At 70.6% G+C, this 20,297-nt stretch carries 7 protein-coding genes; 2 read left to right on the top strand and 5 right to left on the bottom strand.

What is annotated here, in order from left to right; genetic code table 11:
- Window positions 1-15: 15 nt before the first annotated feature.
- Genes ACIRQF_RS30725 through ACIRQF_RS30705 form a run of 5 tightly spaced genes read right to left on the bottom strand, consistent with a single transcriptional unit; the run spans window position 16 to window position 16,507 of the window.
- Complete coding sequence (locus ACIRQF_RS30725; protein WP_404097042.1) at window positions 16-957, bottom strand: phosphotransferase; 942 nt, start codon at window positions 955-957, stop codon at window positions 16-18.
- Window positions 954-2,390: a condensation domain-containing protein gene (locus tag ACIRQF_RS30720; RefSeq protein WP_404097040.1), complete on the bottom strand. Its 1,437-nt coding sequence runs from the start codon at window positions 2,388-2,390 to the stop codon at window positions 954-956. Before ACIRQF_RS30720 ends, ACIRQF_RS30725 begins: the two co-directional genes overlap by 4 nt.
- Window positions 2,387-7,900 carry an amino acid adenylation domain-containing protein gene (locus ACIRQF_RS30715; RefSeq protein WP_404097037.1) on the bottom strand — a complete coding sequence of 1,838 codons (5,514 nt, stop codon included), beginning with the start codon at window positions 7,898-7,900 and terminating at the stop codon, window positions 2,387-2,389. Before ACIRQF_RS30715 ends, ACIRQF_RS30720 begins: the two co-directional genes overlap by 4 nt.
- Window positions 7,897-12,141, bottom strand: coding sequence for an amino acid adenylation domain-containing protein (locus ACIRQF_RS30710; RefSeq protein WP_404097034.1), 4,245 nt, complete (start codon window positions 12,139-12,141; stop codon window positions 7,897-7,899). Before ACIRQF_RS30710 ends, ACIRQF_RS30715 begins: the two co-directional genes overlap by 4 nt.
- Window positions 12,134-16,507: an FkbM family methyltransferase gene (locus ACIRQF_RS30705; RefSeq protein ID WP_404097031.1), complete on the bottom strand. Its 4,374-nt coding sequence runs from the start codon at window positions 16,505-16,507 to the stop codon at window positions 12,134-12,136. The genes ACIRQF_RS30710 and ACIRQF_RS30705 overlap by 8 nt, the downstream gene beginning before the upstream one ends.
- Window positions 16,508-17,545: 1,038 nt before the next feature.
- Here ACIRQF_RS30705 and ACIRQF_RS30700 point away from each other — a divergent pair.
- Both ACIRQF_RS30700 and ACIRQF_RS30695 read left to right on the top strand, forming a co-directional pair.
- The gene (locus ACIRQF_RS30700) at window positions 17,546-18,550 is read left to right on the top strand and encodes an XRE family transcriptional regulator (RefSeq protein ID WP_404097028.1); all 1,005 of its coding nucleotides are present in this window, start codon (window positions 17,546-17,548) and stop codon (window positions 18,548-18,550) included.
- Window positions 18,551-18,814: 264 nt separating this feature from the next.
- The gene (locus tag ACIRQF_RS30695; RefSeq protein ID WP_404097025.1) at window positions 18,815-20,281 is read left to right on the top strand and encodes a peptide deformylase; all 1,467 of its coding nucleotides are present in this window, start codon (window positions 18,815-18,817) and stop codon (window positions 20,279-20,281) included.
- The last annotated feature ends 16 nt before the right edge of the window (window positions 20,282-20,297 follow it).

Below are 20,297 nucleotides of genomic sequence, written 5' to 3'. Positions count from 1 at the left end.
GGCGGTACGGCGGAATCAGGGCCCGTTCATCTGCGGCCACAGTTGCTGGAGTTCGGTGACGGGGCGCATCAGGGCGGTGTGCGTACGGGCAGGGTCGGCGGGCAGACGGCCGGCGCGCTGCCACCGGAACCGGCGTAGCGACACGAGGACGGCCGCATACCGGGCGCAGTCCATGACGAGGCGCGGATCGAGGGCATGGCCGCTGCCTGCTGTGTAGCCGCGCAGCAGACGTCGGGCGCGCGGCAGCGAGAATCCGTCGGGGCAGCACAGCCCCAGCAGCGCCATACCTACGTCGATCGCGGGGAAGTCGCGGGAGCCGTCCTCCCAGTCGATGAAGACCACACCCCGGCCGGGCTGCCCTGCCAGGACGATGGTGTTGTCGGGGAACAGGTCGGCGTGGACCGCAACCATGGGCACGGTCTGCCGGGTGACGTAATCGGTCTCGCGCAGCGTCGTACGGGCCCATCGGGCGAAGGCGTCGTCAGGCAACTCGGCCAGAGCAGCGGCCTCGTCGACGCGCAGACGCAGGTGTGGGGGCAGCGCGCAGCCCACGTGGGCGGCGAGGCGGTGCACGCGGCCCAGGGCGGCGCCGGCCTCCTCGACCAGATGCGGGGGCATGACGGTGTACTGACGGCCGTCGATGAAGTCGGCGACGATCACGGGATGCCCGTCGTGCACGCTCACCCAGCCGCCCGCGGTGAGCGGCCGCAGCCGCGGCACCGGGGCGCCCGCAGTGCGCAGGTCGGCCAGGAACCGCGCGTAGTGCTCAGCCTCGTGCCCAGTCTTCTTACACAGGATGGTCACCACGACCGCCCCGCTGGGGGTCTCGGCCCGGTAGTGGAGGTTCTCCATGCCGCCCGTGAGCGGGCGGACGATCGATGCGCACAGACCGTAGCTCTCAAGGAGCGTGACCACGTCGACGGCGGCGGGTGCCGCGTCGCTGGCGGGAGCGGTCATGGGCCCACCTCCGGCCGCGGATCGGGCTGGAAGGAGGCGATGATCTCGGCCAGGGTGCGGTGAGACACCGCGACGCCGCGCATGGCCCGGTCGAGGTTGTCCAGACACATGCGGACCCGAGGCGGGCCGAAGGCGGCACTCTGGCAGGTGAGCGTGCCGACCAGGCCGCGGTGTTGTTCCTCGAGGACCCAGCGCTGCTCGATGCTGGTGGGAGCGTCGCGGGGACCCGGCCGGTCCGGGTCGAGATCGCGGCAGTCCGCGCCGTCCAGCGTGAGGGAGCCGGTGCGCATCGCGTTGAGTGCGACGGTGACCTGATAGAGGGGTGTGCCGTCGGCGGCTTCGTGGCGGCTCAGGGCGGCCGCGACGTCCTGGATGGGCAGGGCCTGGTGTTCGAGGGCCTCGCTCACCGCGGCGTTCGCGGCGCCCACCAGCTCCGCGGCCGTCTGGCCGGGGTGAAGACCAAGACGGATCACCGCGGTGTTCACGAAGTACCCGATCAGATGCTCGGCCTCCGGCCGGGCCCGGTTGGAGATCATCATGCCGATGCGGATGTCGGTGGCCGCGCTCTGGTGGTGCAGGACCAAGGCGAGCGCGGCCAGGAAAGGACCGGCCACAGGACCGCGCTGATGGCCGGTGCGAGCACTGGCACGCAGAGCGTCGACCACGGCGGGAGGGACACGGACGGGCGTGACGTCGACACGACGCAGCCCGGTGTAGGGGGCAGCGTTCTCGTCGGTGAAGGCGAGCCGTGGCCGGGGCGGTGACAGGCGGCGCCGCCAGTAGGCCAGGCCTGCCTCCGCAAGGGGGCTGCGGCGTTCGCGATGCATATCCCGGCTCAGGGCGGCGAAGCTGCGTGGCAGGGGCGGCAGTTGGGCGGGCCGACCGGCACGGGCGGCGTTGTAGAGCGCGGACAGGTCGCGGTAGAGCACGCCGATGGACCAGCCGTCACTGACGAAGTGGTGGATCTGCAGCAGCAGGACGTGCCGCTCCGCGCCGAGCCGGACCAGGTGGGCACGGAACAGCGGGTCGGTGCGAGGGTCGACGTGCGGAGGCGGGGCCTGGGCCGCGAGGACGTCCGGTGTCACCACGGTGCCGGCGGGCAGGGAGCTGCTGGTGACCGCGTCGGGCAGGTGGGCGGCGACGAGCTGGACCGCAGTGCCGTCGGGCAATCGGTGCAGGCGGGTGCGCAGGGCGTGCTGGCGTTGGACAAGTGCCGAAATGGCGCGCTGGAGGGCATCGTGGTCCAGCGGGCCGTCGATGCGGATGGCGGCGGTATCGATCGGCCGGAGCCGGGTTTCCTCACCGAGGGAGGGCCAGCCGCCGTCAGGGCGGAGGAATTCGGCGTCGATGAGGCGTTCCTGGCCGGGGGAAAGCGGAGCCGTCTCCACGATCACGGGCGCCGGACCAGACGGTTGTGGCGCGGGATGGGTCATTCCTGCTCCTGGGACCGAGTCGCGGGGATGCCGCCGAGGAGGGTGTGCAGGAGGACGAGCCGGTCACCGTCGGGCAGTAGCCAGCGCACCGTGTCGAAGCCGATGCCGTGGACCGGGCAGAGGCTGAGTCCCGCCTCACGGGCCCGTTCGCACAGCAGCTGTCCCATGTAGCCGGCGTTCAGCAGAGCGAGGGGTTCGGCGTCGGCGCCGTAGAGGGGTGCGGAGTCGGCGGGATCGGTGACCAGCCACAGGGTGAAGGCCGCGCTCTCGGCTAGGGGCCGGTTGACGGGGCCGAGATGGAGGGCGGCGGGATCGAGGTCGATGCCCGGCGCTTGGGGGACCAGGTCGTGTGCCTCGGGATGGTAGGCGTACACGCCGCCCTCCAGGTCCTCCAGGCGTCCGGGGCGGATGTGGATGTAGAGGTGGACGCTGTACAGGCCGCCGGCGGAGGGGTACAGGAACCCGGTGCGGCCGGGAGTTTCGACGCGGCGCAGGCTGTCCAGCAGGTGGCCGAGGGACTGGGCGTTGACCGGCTGGCCGGTGAACTTGCGTGGGCTGAAGCGCTGTTGGCGCACGTCTTGGCTGTTTGGGGGCGTGGCGGGGAGGATCCGTCGCGTGGGGGTGGTCGGGTAGGCGGGACGGGCGGCGCGGAAGGCGGCCCGCTCGTCGGGGCTGGTGAGCTGGGTGTGACCGCCCCACGGCGAGGCCGCGGGCGCGTGCCGGTCACCCGCTGGTGCCGGGGCGCCGGTGTCCTGGAGGAGCGTGCGCAGTGTGGGCGTGCGGTAGAACGCCGCGAGGTCTGGGCGGGGCAGGCCTTGTTGCTCCACGGTGTTGGCCAGGCGGATGACGTCGATGCTGGTCAGGCCCATGTTCAGCAGGTCCTCGTCGAGGCCTGCGGGCGCGGGCAGCAGGGCGGTGAGCGCAGCGTGCAGCAGATGCGTTCGGTCCGCGTCTCCGGCTTCGCGGGGGCCGGGCGTGCTCTGGGGAGGGACGAGGGGGAGGGCTTCGCGGGCCAGGGCCGCCCGGTCGATTTTGCCGGTGGCGGTCGTGGGCAGCTCGACCCGCGGGGTGAGGGTGGCCGGGAGCATGTGGGCTGGCAGTCGCTCGGCGAGCTCGGTCCGCAGTGTGGCTGGGGGGCGGCTGGTGACGACGAAGGCGTGCAGGCGCCGTTCGGTGCGTTCGCCGGTGACCACCACGGCGGCCTGCTCGACGCCGTCGAGAGCGCGCACCGCTGCCTCGACCTCGGGCACCTCGACGCGGTAGCCGCGGATTTTCACCTGGTCGTCGCGGCGGCCGAGGAACTCGATGGTGCCGTCGGGTCGTAGCCGTCCCCAGTCGCCCGTCCGGTACAAGCGCCGTCCGGTGCGGCCGTCGAAGACGAAGGCGGCGTCGGTCAGTTCGGGGGCGTTCCAGTAGCCGAGGGCGGTGCCGTGGCCGCTGATGTGGATCTGACCGGGTGTCCAGGCGGGGCAGGGCAGTAGGTCTTCGTCGAGGACTTCGACCCGCTGGCCGGTCATGGACCGGCCGTAGGGGATGCTGGTCCACTCAGGGTCGGCGTCACCGATCTCGTACAGGATGGACCAGATCGAGCCCTCGGTGGCGCCGCCGAGGCTGACCACCTCGCCCCCGCCGATGCGGTCGCGGAGCCGGTCGGGCAGGTCGAGCGGGATCCAGTCGCCGCTGAGCAGGCACAGCCGTACCGAGTGCAGGGCCCCGTCGTGTGGGGGCACGCTCTCCAGCAGCACTCCGGCGAGGGTGGGGACGGAGTTCCACACGGTAACCCGCTCGCGGCGGACGAGATCGGCCCAGGCGACCGGGTCAGCGCGCTGCTCGCCGGTGGGTACGACGAGCGTGGCACCGGCGCCGAGAGCACCGAACAGGTCGTAGATGGCCAGGTCGAAGGTGAACGGCGAAACGGCCAGCAGGACATCGTCACTGTTCACGCTGAAGCGGCCGTTGATGTCGAGAACCGTGTTCAGCGCACTGCGGTGGGAGATCATCACGCCCTTGGGCCGGCCGGTCGAGCCGGAGGTGAAGATCACGTAGGCGAGATCGTCGGGCCGCCGCAGCCGCGCCACCGTCCTCTCCGGCGGCGTGTCCCCGGCGTGGGCAGGCGGCGAATCGACGACGAGGACATCCGCATGGTCTGGCCAGGGGTGACGGTCGGCCGCGGTGCGGTGGGTGAGCAGCAGATTGGCGCCGGTCGCGGTGAGTAGCTCCGCGATCCGCTGTTCGGGCCAGGAGGCGTCCAGCGGGACGTACGCGTACCCGGCCAGGAGCACGCCGAGAGCCGCGACGGCCTGCTGCCAGCCCGGGTCGCAGACCAGCGCGATCAGTTCGCCCTGCGGCCGGGCGGCCGTGATCCGGTCGGCGACGGCGCGGGCCCGGGAGTGGAGATCGGCGTAGGTGTAGTGCTGGCCCTCGCAGATGAGGGCGGTCCGCTCGGGCTGGGCGTGGACCCGGTCCAGGAACGGCTCGTGCAGCAGCTGATCGCCGCCCAGGGCGGTGGGCGCCGTGGCCGGCGGGGCGGGGACGAGGAGGCGGGGTCGCTGCGGCGCTGTGGGGTCCTCCAGCAGGCAGCGCAGTACGGCGGCGTGGTCGTCGAGCATGTCGCGGACGAAGCCGTCCGGCAGGGCTCCCTGGACGGAGTCGAGGTTGATGACCAGGCGGCCTGCGGCCTCGTAGGTCTGGTAGTCGAGCAGGACCTGCGGGGTCTGGCCGATGCCATAGATGATCTGGCCGGGCAGCGGTGCCGGCGGTGCGCCGGGCAGCTGGAGGTCGAGGGTGCTGGTGAACACGACTGGGGCGCCCGTCGCCGTCCCCGTCATGTCGCGCAGGTCGCGCAGGACCTCCACTCCGCTGTAGGTGGCGTGGTCGAGGTCGGCCCACAGCTGCCGTTGCAGGGCGCGCAGCCGGTCGGCGAACGTTTCGCCGGACAGGTCCACGCTGGTCAGGACGGTGGAGGTGAAGTCCCCGACGATGTGGTTGATCTGGGGGTGTATGGGGGGCCGGTTGTAGACGGTGACGTTGATCAGGAACTGGCGACTGTTGGTGAAGCGGCGGAGCGTCTCGTTGAAAGCGGCCAGCAGCAGCGCGGACAGTGTGATGCCGTGGGCGGCGGCGACCGCGCGCAGCTGGGTGAGCTCGGAGGGGGAGTAGGTGATCTGTTCGCGCGTGAACCGGGCCGGGGCCTGGGCGTTCCGGGTGAGGACGGGAAGCGGGGGCGGGGCGGGCAGTGCGGTGATGCGGCCGCGCCAGTACTCCCGGTCGCGGTTGTAGCGGCTGCTGGCGGTGATGGCCTGCTGGTGGGCCACGTAGGCGGCGAAAGTTGTGTGGAGTTCGGGCAGTTCGGCGGTGGGCTGGTCGTAGAGGGTGCGGGCTTCGCGGTAGAGGATCTGCCAGCTCAGGGCGTCGCCGATGAGCAGGTCGAAGCTGAGGAACAGGCGGGTGGTCCGCTGGTCGGGCAGCAGGGCGGCTTCGATGGTGAACAGCGGCCACACGGTGGTGTCCCGGCGTGGGTGGGACAGCCGCTCACGCATGCGCTGAAGCTCACCGTCGGCGTCGGGCGACTGCCGTAGGTCCCAGGTTCGGATGGCGTACGGCCGTACCTCGGCCAGGGTGCGTTGCCGCCCGTCGGCGGTGATCACGGCGCGCAGCATGGGATGCCGCGCGATCAGCAGCCGCCAGACGGCGGTCAGGCGCTCCATGTCCAGGTCGGGGACGTCGACTTCGGTGTAGAGGTGGGAGTCGACGCCGCCGAGGTCGAAGTCGTCGCGGCGCCCGGCCCAGTACGCCTGCTGGATCCTGGTCAGGGCGAACGGCTGGTCGTCCTCCTCACTGAGGGCGGGCAGGTTGGGCAGCGGCTGCGGCGGTCCGTCCGGGTCCTGCGCGATGAGCTGGAGGACGTGCCGGGCCAGGGCGGCCGGGGTGGGGGCCTCGAACAGTTCGGTGAGGGTGAGGTCGACGGCGAGGGCGCTGCGCAAACTGGTGACCAGGCGCAGGGCGAGCAGGGAGTGGCCGCCGGCTTGGAGGAAGTCGGTGTCGGGGCCCGCCGGTTGGCCCAGCAGCTCGGTGAAGTGCCCGGTGATGACGTCGACGAGGGGTTCACGTGCGCGCTCGTCGTCGCCGTGGCCGACACCGGCGGCTATCTGTGGCGGGCGCTCTGTGAAGACGGCGAGCGTGCTCAGCGCGTCGGTGAGGGTGGCGACGGTGGCGTTGCTGTCCGGCGCGAGGTGGGCCAGCAGCGTACACAGCGCCTCGAGCGCGGCGTCCGCCTGGTCGTCGGGCACCTGGGTGCGGTCGTTGACCAGGCGCAGCCGCAGCCCGTCGGTCGGTTCGACGACCAGGGTCAGGGCCTGGCGGGTGCGGCCTCCCTGCGCGCGGATTGCGGCCGTCTCCAGCGTGAGCCAATGCTCCTCGGCGCCGTCCGGCACGCCGGCGGGCGGCTCGTAGGGGTAGTTGGCGATGGCGATGACGCTGTCGTACAGGGCCTGCCCCTCGGGCACCTTGGCCCAGGCATACAGTTCGGCGGTGGAGCAGGCGCTGTGCTGATCGGCGTGGGCGAGGTCGGCGTGCACGCGGCTGATCCACGCGCCGACGGGCTCTTTCGGGCCGGGCCGGGTGCGCAGGGGGACGGTCGTGGCCAGCGGGCCCGCGACACGCTCCGCGTCGGGGTAGGGGTGAGTGCGTCCGGAGACGGTCACGCCGACGGCGATGTCGTCCCGGTCGCGGTGGCGGGCGGCGATCAGGCTCCAGCACGCGATCAGGGCGGCCGCCTCGGTGATGCCGTGAGCCTGCGTGAACAACGTGAGCGCCTCGGCACTTGGCCCGGTCAGGACGCGCGTGTGCTGGCCGAAGCGGTCCTGATCCGTCCCTGCCGCCGGTGACTGGGGGGCCAGGAGCGGCGCGTAGCCGTCCAGCTCCTTGGTCCAGTGGGTCTGGGCGCTCTCGCGAGGCTGTTCCGCGAGCCACTCGGCGTACGCGCCGAAGGGCCGCAGACCGGGAGAGGGCGCCGCGCCGGTGTTGTAGCGGTGGAGGAGTTCGGTGACGAGCAGCAGGTGCGCCCAGCCGTCCAGGATGGCGTGATGGTGGGTCCACACCAGCTGGTGTCGGGTGGGGCCGAGCGTGTGGACGGCCAGCCGGAGCAGCGGAGGCCGGTTGAAGTCAAAGGGCGTGACGAGATGGGCGCGGGCCAGCGCGGTCAGGGCTTCCCGTTGCTGGGGCGCGGTCCTGGTGCTGCTGTCGAGGACCTCCACGGTCACCGACGCGTCCTCCAGCACCACTTGGCAGGGGTCGGTGGCAAGGTCCCAGGCGAAGCCGGTGCGCAGGATCTCGTGGTCGGTGACCAGCGCGTCCACCGCGTCCTGCAGCCGGGCTGGATCGAGCCGGCCGGTCAACTCGAAGAGGGTCTGTTCGGTGAACACGGCGGTGCCCGGGCTGGTCAGGGTGCCCAGGACGAAGCCCTGTTGCGCGGGAGTGGCGGGGTAGAGCGCGGCGATGGGAGCCCTCATGATCCCTCATTTCCGAAGGCAGCGGTGATCCGGTCGAGGTCGCTTTGCAGGAGAGTGCTGGGGCCAGGCGGCCCGGGGGCGATCGCGGCATAGCGGGCGAAGGCATCGGTGAGGCGGGCGAGAGTGGCATCCGGCATCCAGCCGGGACACGCCCGCCACCGAACCTCGAACGCACCAGCCCGGGTGAAGCAGACGACCTCCAGCCCGAACAGCGACACGCCCGCGTCGGTAGGCCGCAGATCCACCTCACTGCACGGCGCCAGGTCGCCGAGGTAGTTCAACGCGACCGGCGGCAACGGCCCGGCCGGCGGGGCGGACGGGGGCAGCTGGCCGTGCAGGGCGGCGGTCAGCGCCGGCGGGTCGGCAAGGAGCGTCCGATGCGCGTGAAGGGGACGGAAGGCGGTGAGCCAGCCCACGGTAGAGGCCAGGTCATGCCCGGGCAGGTCACGGCCGTGGAGTTCCACGCACACGCTGGCTGGCAGGTCGGGGCGGACCTCGGCCAGCGCGCCGAGCAGGGCACCCGCCAGGAGGGCGACCGGCCACCGGGGCCCCCTCTGCCGGGCCTCGACGAGTGCCTCCAACGCGCGCGCGCCGAGACGGCTGGCTGTCGTGCGCCGCGGCTCGGATGTCCAGGCACCTGAGGCAAAGACGGGACCAGGGCGCGCGCCCGCCGCAGCCAGCCAGGCCAGGTACCCGTCGTCGCGCAGGAGCCCGGGCGGTGCGGGATGGGCGTAGGCGTGCCACAGCTCCTCGGTGAGGATCTGCAGGGACACCAGATCGGCGACGAGGTGATGGACGACCCACGCGATGCGCGCGCGGCGCACTCCGTCCTGAATCAGGACGAGACTGACGAGCGCTCCCGCCAAGTGGAGGTGCTGTTCTTCCTGGTCGAGGCGGGCGCGCACCAGCCTCTCCTGCTCGGCCGGCGTGCGGACGTCGTCGAGCCGAAGCACGCCGAGCGGGAGGGGCGAGGGCGCCCGCAGGCTCGCGGACCAGCCTGACTCGGTGCGGGTGAAGGCGGAACACAGCGCCGGGTGTGCCCGTACGACGACGGCGAGCGCGTCCTCCAGCCGGGCGGGATCGACCACAGTCTCCGGCGCGTTGTCCAGGTAGCGCAGCGTCCAGTGATCGGCGCTTGCGCGGGCAGTGAGGACGGCGGCCTGGACGCCGGAGAGCGGAATCGGACCGGGTGCGGCGGCTGCGCTGGTCTCCGCGGAGCCGGTTGCGGACGCGGCGTGGCAGGCGGCCGTGATCTGAGCGAGGGTCCGCTGCTGCAGGACGTCGTGCACGGTGAGCGGCAGGCCTTCGCGCTGGGCCCGGCGCGCGAAGAGCACAGCCTTGAGGGAGTTGCCGCCGTCCGCGAAGAAGTTCGCCGCCCCACTTGCGGGCGGACGGCCCAGGACGTCCTTCCAGAGCCGCGCCAGCAGATCCGCTTCGGGGTCGCCGCGGTCAGGCAGTTGGCCGTTCTCGGCCGCGGGGGTCATGGCTTCAAGGGCTCGGCGGTCGATCTTCCCGCCGGGCTGCATCGGAATCTCGGGCAGGACCAGGTAGCGGTCGGGGCGCCCGTAGAAGGGCAGCTCGTCGGCCGCCAGGGCCTGGGCACGCTCGACGAGGGACGCGGCATCCGCGGACGGTGCGGCGACGAGAAAGGCGGCGAGGAGCGGCGAGTCGTCGTACTGCGGGCGGGTGGCGAGGACGACGGCCTGCGCGATGTGCGGGTCGCGGGTGAGGGTGGCCTCGATCTCTCCGGGCTCGACGCGGTACCCGTGGATCTTCACTTGCTGGTCGATCCGTCCGAGCATCTCCAGTTGGCCGTCCGGACGTCGGCGCGCCAGATCACCTGTGCGGTAGGCGCGGGCGCCGCCGGCCGTGATGAAACGGGCGGCCGTCTCTTCCGGCCGCTGGTGATAGCCGTCGGTCACCTGGGGGCCGAGCACTACCAGCTCGCCGACGCAGCCGGGCAGTACCAGGTCATCGCTGTGCGGCGTGCGCAGCTCGATGGTGGTGTTCCACACGGGGTGTCCGATCGGCACGGGATCGGACACCTCATCGCCTAGGCGGTAGGTGTAGGCGGTGCAGCCGACGGTTGCCTCGGTCGGCCCGTACTCGTTGGTCACCAGGAGGCCCGGGACGTCCAACTCCTTCAGCCCCGGGCCGGTCAACTGCTCGCCGCCGACGACGAGATGCCGCACGGAGCGTGCCAGCTGCTCGCCGGTCAGCAGCTGGGGCAGTAGACGTAGCAGACCCGGGGTCACCTTCAACGGGCTGATGTCTCGTAGCCCGGCGAGGACCTGGGCCATGGCGTGCAGATCGTTGGACGGTACGAGCGTGACGCACTGCCCGGTCAGCAGCGGCAGGAACAGGCTGGTCACGGTCATGTCGGCGGCGATGGATGAGTGGACCACCGTGCCGGTGCCGCCCGGTGTGTCGTAGCGCTCGCGGGACCAGCACAGGTAGTTCATCAGTGCGGCGTGTGTGATGGGCACGCCTTTGGGGCGGCCGGTCGACCCCGAGGTGTAGATCAAGTAGGCGGTCCCCGCGGTGCGGGAGCCGGAAAGAGCCGTGGCGGAGCTCAACGGCGCGGACGAATCCCGCAGGGTGCTGTCGACGTTCAGCACGGTCAGCCCCTCGACGTTCGCGGGGGCACCCAGAGCGGCGGTGTCAGCGTCGGTCAGCAGCAGCCGGGGCGCGGCATCGCGCAGCAAGGCGCGGATACGACTTGGAGGCAGTGCCGGGTCGAGCGGGACGTAGTGGGCGCCGCACCGCCACACCGCCAGCAGCGCGGTCAGCAGCCCCACCCGACGGCTCATCAGGACACCAACCAGGTCGCCGCTGCCGACGCCGGCCGCCGCCAACTGGCCGGCCAGGGTGGTACTGGTGACCTGTAGTTGCTGGTAGCTCGCGGTGGTGCGGTCGTCGGAGGCCGCCCGCGCCTCGGGAGTGCGGGCGGCCTGGGCGTCGAACGCGTCCAGCGCCGTCACAGCAGGCACCGGGCGTTCGGGCCCGGTGAGGCGGCTGTCGGACACCGGCAGGCAGGTGAGATTGGAGGTGACCGGGGTTGAGGCCGAGGGCTGGGCCATCCGGGCGAGGAGCTGGCCGAGCCAGTCCGCGAGCCGAACGGCGACGTCTGGGTCTGCCACCGCGGTGTCCACGTTTACGCACAGATCGAGATCGCGTCCGCGCTGCAGGGACTGCACTTCGACGGCGATACGGTCGATCGGGGCGTCCACGGCCTCGAGCACCGCGTATCCATCCGGACCGAGGGCCAGGACGTCCGGGGTGGTGAGGTGGCGGAAGCCGACCGTGAACGGCTCGTCCGCTCCCGAAGCGGCGAAGAAGTCCCCGAATTCCGTGGCTTGGGCCACCCGTTCGGCGGTCTCACACATCAGGTCGGGAAGCAACTGGGTCGGCGTCTCCGGCACGGCGCGGACCGGCACATAGCGGCCCAGCACCCCGATCGTGTGCGGGAGTTGGCTGGTTGGGCCGGCGACGAACAGGGCGACTGCCCCGTTTTCCTCGGGGGCTACGCGGGCGAGCAGCAGGCGCCATGCGGTCAGCACGACCCCCTCCAGACTGCCGCCTGCAGCGTCGGCCAGGGCCCGCAGGCCGTTGAGGGTCGTCCCGTCCAGACGAAGCGGCACGCTCCTCCGGTGCTGCCCTGGCGACGTCGGGCGCAGTGCCAGGGCCCGGGCGATGTCGCCGGCGACGAGCGGGTGGTGCTCCTGCCAGTAGGTGCGGCCGGGCTGTCCCTCGGGGGTGGTGAGCAGGTCGGCGAAGAAGGCCTCGACCGTCTCTGGGGCCGGATGCGACGGGATCGCTTCGCCCGGGCTGCGGTACGAGCCGGCGATGGCCTGCGCGGTGCGCAGCAGCCCCGTGCCGTCCACCACGCCCGCAGCCGGTCGAAGTTCGAGGTACAGGCCGTCGGAACTGGCCCACAGGCGGGCGAGGGGCACGGCATCGGGGCGGCCGGTCGTGCCGGTGGTGTGCTGGGCGGTGTACACCTCCGGGCCGGGCCGGGAGGAGTGGAGGCGTTGACGCAGTGAGGTGTGCGCGCCCAGGACCTCTTCGGTGGCTGAGCGCAGGCGTGTGGTGTCGACGTCACCGCAGATGCGTAGACGCAGTAGGGCGGTGCCAGCCGCGGCGGCGCGCAGATGCTGGGGAGCGGTGGCCGGGCGGCGCATGCCCTGAATCGACGGATGGATCTCCCATGCGGGCGCCGTGGCCCTGGGGGTATCAGACATCGGAAGCGGCCTCTCTTCCGGTCAGCGCTCGCAAGCGTGCTTGAACGAGCTGCTGGACATCCCGGTCCGGCGGCCGCAGCACGGCGCGCAGGTGTTCCAGGTGCAGGCCCGGCAAGGTGCACACCGCGGTGACGACCAGGGGGTACGCCTCGGCGATCCATTCGGCGCTCGCCGGCATCACGGCGTGGGCGTCGCTGCGGAGCAGGCCGCTCGCGCCGCCGGGGTGTTCCTGGAGGTCGAGCATCAGAGGGAACGGCAGCGGCCACAGGTCCGGTTCGGCCCAGGCGCTCGCGCAGCCGGGCAGGTCAAGAGCGTGTTCCGGGGGCGGTTGGAGGGTGAAGAGGTTGTCGAAGAGCCCTCCCACAGACGGCTGGCCTTGAGTGAGCAGCCCGTAGGGCACCTCGGCGTGGTGCAGTGCCTCGGCGCTGGCCGCCAGGGCGGCGGTTACGTGGCTGCCGATGGTGGCGGACCAGTCGACCCGCAGCGGCACCGGCACCAGGTTGGCGAAGAACCCGACGGTCTCGGCGTACGACGGATCGGTGCGGTTGGCCACCGGGACGCCGCTGACCACCGTTTCGCTGCCGGCAGCGGAAGCCAGCAGCAGCTGGTAGGCGGCGAGGTAGAGGTGGAAGGGGGAGGTGGAGCGTGCCTGTGCCGTCGCACGGACTTGCCGCACCACGTCCAGCCCCAGGGTGAACCGAAGGTGGCGCGGGTGGACGCCCTGGCCGCACTCGGTGGGCCACGGTCGGGCAGGGACGGCGCCCACCGTGGCCAGGATGTGGGCGATCCTGAGGTCGAATTCGCCGCGCCGGTGGCGGTCGGCCACCGTGCCGCTGTAGTCGGCAAACCGAGCCGTCGGCAGGGTGGCGAGCGCGGACGGATCAGCGTACGCGGCGCTCAGGTCGCGGTGGATCAGATCCATCGACCAGCCGTCGCAGGCGCTGTGGTGCACCATGACGAGCAGCAGGTGATCCTCCGCATGCAGACGGACCGCGGTTGCCCGGATCAAGGTGTCCTGTTCCAGGTCGAAGGGAGCGGCGAAGAACTGCCGTGCCACTCGGCTGGCTTCCTCCCCGCGGCGCCCGTGCGGCAGTCTGGCCAGGTCGACGACGGCGAGATCGAAGCTGGCGGGCGGCAGAAGGCGCTGACGGAGCAGTCCGTCGTGTTCGGTCAACGCCGTGCGCAGTGCCTCGTGGCGCTGGACGACGATGGTGAAGGCCTCGCGCAGCCGAGCCGTGTCCAGGGAGCCTGTGATGCGGTGTGCGGACGGAATGACCTGGGCATTGCCGCCATGACCGATCGCTTCGGCGGTCCAGATCCGCAGCTGCCCCGGAGACGCCGGCGCCGGAGTACCGTCGTCGGCCGCTCGGTGGAGGTTTTCGGCGGGGGGCGCGGCTGGCGAGACCGGGTGCGCCAGACGGGAAGCCTGCCGAACGGTGGGCTGGCGCAGCAGGTCCGGGAGTGCCACATCAAACCCGTCCTGGCGGAGGCGGGCGCAGATGACCGCCGCGGTGAGCGAGTCGCAGCCCAGTGCGAACAGATCGTCCACCACGCCAATGGGCCGTACGTCCAGGACGTCCTCCCACACGGCGGCGATGTGCCGTTCGGTCGCTGTCTCGGGGGCGATGTAGACCGTGGACACCTCCCGTTGCGTGAGAGGGAGATGGGCCGTAGCGGCGGCCTGCCGCGGTGCGGCCGAGACGGGCCAGTGCACCCGCGAAGCCCGCTGCACGGGTGCCGGCCCGTCGGCTCGAGTCTGAGCCGGGGCCTGCGGAGTGTCGATCAGCTGCCAGTCGAGCTTCGCGAGACCGCCCGCGTCCAGCAGGACGTCCTCGCTCGGCGCATCCCCTGCGAAACCCGCGCGGGCAGCATGGACGAAGGCACGCGCGGGCACATTGCGCCCTCCGATGACCGCCTCCAGCCGGACGCCGGTCAGTCCGGCACCGATGGCACGCTGTCCCAGCGCGCGCAGCAGGTACCACTCGACGTTGCGGCCCATGGCCCGGCAGCTGAGGAAGAAGTCACCGACCAGCAGCACACTGCCCACGGCGGCGGCCGACGCGAAACCGACAAGGCCATAGTCACCGAACCGGTCCCGGACCCGGACGGTCACGGCCACCTCGGGGCCGTTGATGAGGCCACGAACGCTGGCGTGTGTGTGGCGGCGCAGGCTTACGTTGAACTGGGTGGTACGGGCGGCAAGTTGAGTGATCCGGTCCGTGTCGCTGGCTGTGGCATCGGCGACATCGACCACGAGGCCGAGGTCGCGCAGGTATCCGCTGCGGCTGGTGGACCGTGCCGCCACCGCTTTGCGCTCGACCTCCTGGGCGAACCCGCGGACACGGGCGCTGTCCTCCGCAGTGGTGGGAGTGTCCAGCGCCAGTTGCCAGGTGGCCCGCAAGGCCTCCACAAAGCCCTGCGGGTTGTCCGGTAACTCCACGACCGTCAGACCGGGGTGGTGATGGGACACCTCCGCCCGCTCGGCCGGGCTGTCGTCGATGAACACCAGGCTCTCCACGGCAGAGCCGAGTTCGTCGGCGATCCTCGCGACTGCGTCGGACTTCGCCCCCCACGAGGCGTGGATGCACGCGAAGTCGTCCAGCGTCAGCGGCATGTCCGGGTGCGCGGCAAACACGGCCTCCAGGTCGGCGCGGTTGTTACGCGAGCACAGCGCGAGCATCCGCCCGGCCCGGGCCTGCTCGGACACGAACTCCTGCACCAGACGGAACGGCCCGGCGACGTCGACGTGGTCCGGTCCGACCTCGCCGCACACCCCACCCCACAGCGTGTTGTCGGCGTCCACGACCAGGGCTTTGGTCACCGGGCGATCCGCTGCCGTCATCTGCCGGAGTACCGCCTCCGCCCACACCAGAACGGAGCCGTTGGCCGGCGGCGCCGCCCATGCCAGACTGCGCGCCTCCGCCTCCCTCCGGACCCGCTCGATGTCCCCGTCCGGCATGCCCGGCGCCGCCGTGACAATCACGGGAAGCGAGGACACCTCCGCCCAGCGTTCCGCCGCCTCGACCTGCCGAACGACCCAGGGTGCAGACTTCTGGAACCCGCGCTGCGGTCGCCACGCGTAGAGCATCACGATCTCCGAGCCGACGAACAGTTCGTCCTGCTCCACGAGCGTGTCGAAGCCGTGCCCGGCGAGCAGCGCGCGCAGCCTCCGCAAGCGCCCGGTGATGTCATGGACCTCGACGACCACCTGGTCGATCAATGGCCAGTGCTCCAGGTCAATGCCTGCGAGGACATCCTCTTCGGCCCGCTCCGCATCCACCTTCAGCAGATGGATCCGATCGACCGCCCGTGTGCGGATCCAGTCCGACAGACGCAGCACCGGAACGGTCAGCCGCTGCCGATCCGAGAGCCGGCCATGCAGCTCCGGTGCGAGGGCATCCGCGACTTCCTGGGACGGTAGCGACGTCGGCGCAAGGCCATCCGCCCGGTGGCGGGCGTACCTGCGGGCGATCGCCTCGTCGATTACCGGATCCGTATAGAGCCCGGACTGGAGGGACGACTGCGGGTAGTAGGTGAATGAGCTCTCACCCGCGGTGCACCCGAGCGCCGCCCGCTCCACGTCCGCCCGAATGCCGTAGGCGCGCACGTTGGTCTCCAGCGCCTCGGCCGCGGCGGGAACAGGTTCGAACGCATGGATGCGGACATCCGTGGCTTGCGCGGCGGCGTACAGGGTGAATAGGCCGATGTTCGCACCGACATCCACCACGAGGTCGCCATCACGGATCTCGATGCCACCCCGCGAGTAGCGGGAGCGCACGACGATCTCGTCGAACAGTTCCCGGGTTTCGTTCGGATGGAGATCGGCGATCGGGGTTCCGTCGGGGAGCTGCCCGGTCAGGCCGGCGCCGTCGGCAGTACCCCCCGCTGCCACCATGCGTCTCAGGCCCGCCAGGTCGCGCGCAACAACCATGAGGTTGGCGCCCCACGGCTGCAGCAGGCTTGTCGCCGGTCCACGGACCTGGATCTCCTCCCCTTCTGTGCGCCGCACGGTGAGAGGCAGGCCGATCTCGCCGCCCCAGACTCGCAATGAGTTCTCGAACTCTGCGAACCGGGCCGGGGCGACCACCTGGATCTCGAACGTCGCCTGTCGAATGCCCGACACCAGGTCCCCGAGCGTCGCGTCCGGATCCTCGCACGCGGCCTGTATCAACCTGCTCGCTTGGCTGGCGAGGGTCTCCAAGAGTGCCCCGTCGGCAATGTCCCGCCGTGCGTCAAGCCACCACATCACTCCGTCGTCCATCACCCGAGCCACACAGCGCAGCGGTAGGTCGACCGGGAGCTCTGACCCGATCGCAGCTTCGGGGGTGGCGAGAACGAAACCTGGAATGACACTGGTCTCGATCAATTGGCGTAGATCATCGAGCGGGCCGCCAGCCGACTCTGTGATGGCCCGTCCTTCCCAGCGCCGTAACAGACGGCCGAGTGTGGCTTGGGGATCTATCCGGATTCTGGCGAGCTGCACTGACCCTTCTCCAGACGCAGCGAAAGCTACGGAAAGGGGCTCCATCGAATTGAAGTTGAGCGACAGTACGGCTGCGAACAACGTCCTCAGGAACAGGGCCACGTCCGTCGTCGCCGGTGGTGTGCGGTTGTCCGCGCCAGTGGGGAACGACCGCGAATCTGTGGCGTTGGCGTGCTCGAGAATGCGCCGTACCGAATCTAGTGAACCGACCAGGTGCGGGCCGGACTCAGCTCGAGCGGGTGGCCCGCTGTGCTGAACTACCTGAACCGGATTGGTACGAACGGGAATGGCGGGCGGCGTGGCGGTGGCGTCGTGGCAGTGGTGCGTCAAACCGGTCACGAGGATCTCTCCCGTCGAGACGAGGGATGGCGAAGCGTTGCGGGACCTGGTGCTGACAAGGCGGGGCTAGCGGAAAGTCGTCGTTCCTTGCCGTGCGGGCCGAACGTCCCGACCGCCGTCGGGGCACGCCCTAGATCGCTGGAGTGATCGAGTGTCGAGCAACTGTGCGTGGCGCGAAAGAGGTTGGCGGTAGTCCCGCGGTAGTCCCGGCTGGTTCGTAGCTACGCTCACCGCAGGCACGGTTGATTGGATGGCGACGTGGCCGAGAAGACGCACCCTCTGACGCAGGCCCGGATCGCGCGCGGGATGACAGGAGTTGATCTCGCCCGGGAGATCCGCGGCGCTGCGGAACGCCGCGGTCTGAGATCGGGCGTCGACAAACAGCGCGTCCACAAGTGGGAGACGCAAGGCGTCACACCCGACGCCGACTCCCAGACTTACATCGCCGAGGTACTCGAGGTCCCTGCAGGAGCGGTGGATCCGCGAGCGTGGCCGAATTGGCTGCCGGGCGTCGGCGGCATGGTGATCCCACTCGGTCCAGCAAGCCCGGTCCCGGCCCTCCGAGAGGCATTGCGAACAACCATGGAACGCTCTTCCCGCCGTACCTTCCTGACCGCGATCTCCGGTAGTGCCCTGGTCACGCTGGCCAGCACCTGGGCGTCGACCGATACCTGGGCCATGACGGCCGAGTCGGTGCAGGGCTCCAAAGCAGTCGGGGAGGAACTCGTCGCCCTGCTCGAAGAAACCAGCGCCCGCCTGACCGTCCAAGTAACCGAGCAGCGTCAGCACACCGCACCCCTGGTTGACGCGCTCCTGACCACGGTCACGGACATCATTGAAGGCAGCCGCTACAACCGGCCGGTCAAACTGCGCCTCCACGCACTCGCCGCGAGCCTGAGCCAGACCGTGGGCTGGCACCGGTTCGACTACGGATTGCACGCCGAGGCGAGCCAGTACTGGATCGCCGGCCTGCACAGCGCCCACACCGGTGGCGACCGCGACATGGGCGCGGCTCTGCTCGGCGACCTCGCCTACCAAGCCTCCTGGCGGGACGATCCGCGCACGGCCGCCGGCATTCTCGAACGGGCCCTTTCCGGGACCCGGCACCCGGCCGCCCGCTCCCTGCTCCAGCTCCGTCTCGCGCGGGCCCTGGCGGCACGAGGCGAGCGGCGAGCAACTCTGCGCGCCCTCACGGCAGCCGAGCACCTTCTCGATGCCTCGTCCGGAGAGCCGGTGCCGGCGTGGTGCGCCTGGATGTCCAGCGCCGATCTGGCCGTCGATTCGGGGCAGGCCCTTCTCGACCTGGGCGACACCCGCCGCGCCCACCAGCTCATCCGGGAGGGCAGGAAGTTGCTGCCGCCCAGCCGCGACAAGACCAGTAGTGTCTTCCGCGCCTACGAGGCCCGCAGCCACCTCGACCTGGGCGAGCCCGAACGCGCGGCCGCGGCCGCCCTGGAAGCACTTCAGGTCGCCCAGCGCATCGGCGCCCCCCGGTGCGTCGAGCTGGTGCAAGGGCTCGTTCCTCGTTTCGAGGACCACTCCAGCGTCGAAGGAGTGCCTGAGCTGCTGGCCCTCGCCGCTGCCTGATACACCGACGGTCTTCGTGAAGGTTGCCAGTCGGACGCGCGCTGCAGATACAGAACGAGTGGCGAAGTGACGTGATGCGAGGCGTGCCCGGCGCTTCAAGTACCCGACCTCCCGCAGGGACGAGTGAAGGGTGGCCGCTGGCGCGCGCCAATCAGGACACCACGCCCGCCTGCTAGCACTATTGAGCTCTCGCCGGGCAGGATGAGGCGACGGTGAGGGGCACTCACTCACGGTCTTGCCCAACTCCTGGAGAGAGAAGGCGCCTTGGAGAGCGAGGAGCGCGGCACGTTCGCCGCTGAACTCACGCATTGGCGCACTGTTCGCAGTCTGTCCAAGAAAGCTTTGGCGGCGCGACTCAACGTTGACCCCTCGTACGTCAGCCATCTCGAGGCCGGACGCGAGCATGGCAGTTCCCACTTCGCTCGCCGAGCGGATGCGGAGCTCGATGCCGGTGGCGCGTTGTGGGTTGCGTGGCAGCGGACCGACACGTCTTCGACGAAGGCTGAGCCTGTCGAGCTCTCTTCCCATACAGCTCTGCTGGTGTTGGAAGACGATGCGGCCCTGGAGCTCGACGGCGGTACCTTCCACCTGCGCATGCGTCGGCTTCTGCGTAATGAGGGTGCTGATCCAGTCACCAGATACCTCGTCCGCATCAATGTGGATCGCTACCCCTCCGAACCCGAGCGCTCCAACGCCCTGTACCGGCGCCACCCGTTGACCTGGGAGGAGCTCGGGCTGGAAGCCCACTGCGGCGACGAGCCCATGGGATGGACCGTCAAGCACGACCGCGACGCGTTCAAGGAGGTGTGGCTTCAGTTCCAGAGCGCCACCAGCCGTTTCCCTCTCTACCCGGGCCAGGAAACGGAGATCACTTACTCCTACAGCGTCAGCGCCGACAAATGGGGCCCCTGGTTTCAGCGGGCTGTGCGGCTGCCGACCCGGCGCCTTTCCGTGGAACTCGCCTTTCCGACCATGACCGCGCCGACAGTCTGGGGGACCGAGACCTCCATGAGTACGGACTTTGCGCCTCTGCGCACGCCGCCTCGACAGAGCGTCAGGGGTGACCGGACGGTCTTCGCCTGGAGCACGCTGGACCCACCTCTGCATGCCCGTTTCCGCTTGGAATGGCGTCTGAGGAATCCCGACACGAAAGAGAACAGCCCTGTGAGCACCCTCTCTGCGAGCCAGGCCATGGCGAATGCCGGCATCGTCCAGGAAGGCGCCCCTGTCCTCACGAGCCCGGTCCGTCCGTTCGACCTGCCGGCGGAAACTGCTGAGGCGCAGCGCATCGTCGGTGAACTCCTCGGCGCGATCGAACGGGTCCGCGAACTGCACACGTTCGGCAAGGGCATGGGCATCGCCGCCCCTCAGCTCGGTATCGACCGTTCCGCAGCCGTGGTCGTCCCTCCGGGTCCGGAGGCCGAGCCGATCGTGTTGCTCAACGCCACCATTGAGGAGACGTCCGCTGACCAGGACGAGCAGTTCGAGGGATGCTTGAGTTTTTTCGACGTCCGCGGCCGCGTACCCCGCCCCCTCACTATCGTCGTCGCGCACAGCGACCTCGACGGAAGCCCGCGGCTTTCCCGCTTCACCCAAGGGATGGCCCGTCTCGTCGCCCACGAGCTCGACCACCTCGACGGTGTTCTCTACCGCGAGCGCATGCGCCCCGGTGTCGAACCGATCCCGGTTGAGGAATACCGGGGGACCGGAGCACAGTGGAAGTACGGCTGAGCCAGGCCTCGGCGGC

Source organism: Streptomyces sp. NPDC101191 (assembly GCF_044767915.1).
Taxonomy (GTDB): domain Bacteria; phylum Actinomycetota; class Actinomycetes; order Streptomycetales; family Streptomycetaceae; genus Streptomyces.
Note: the sequence above shows the minus strand (reverse complement) of the source record. Positions and strands in the feature narration are given on the sequence as shown.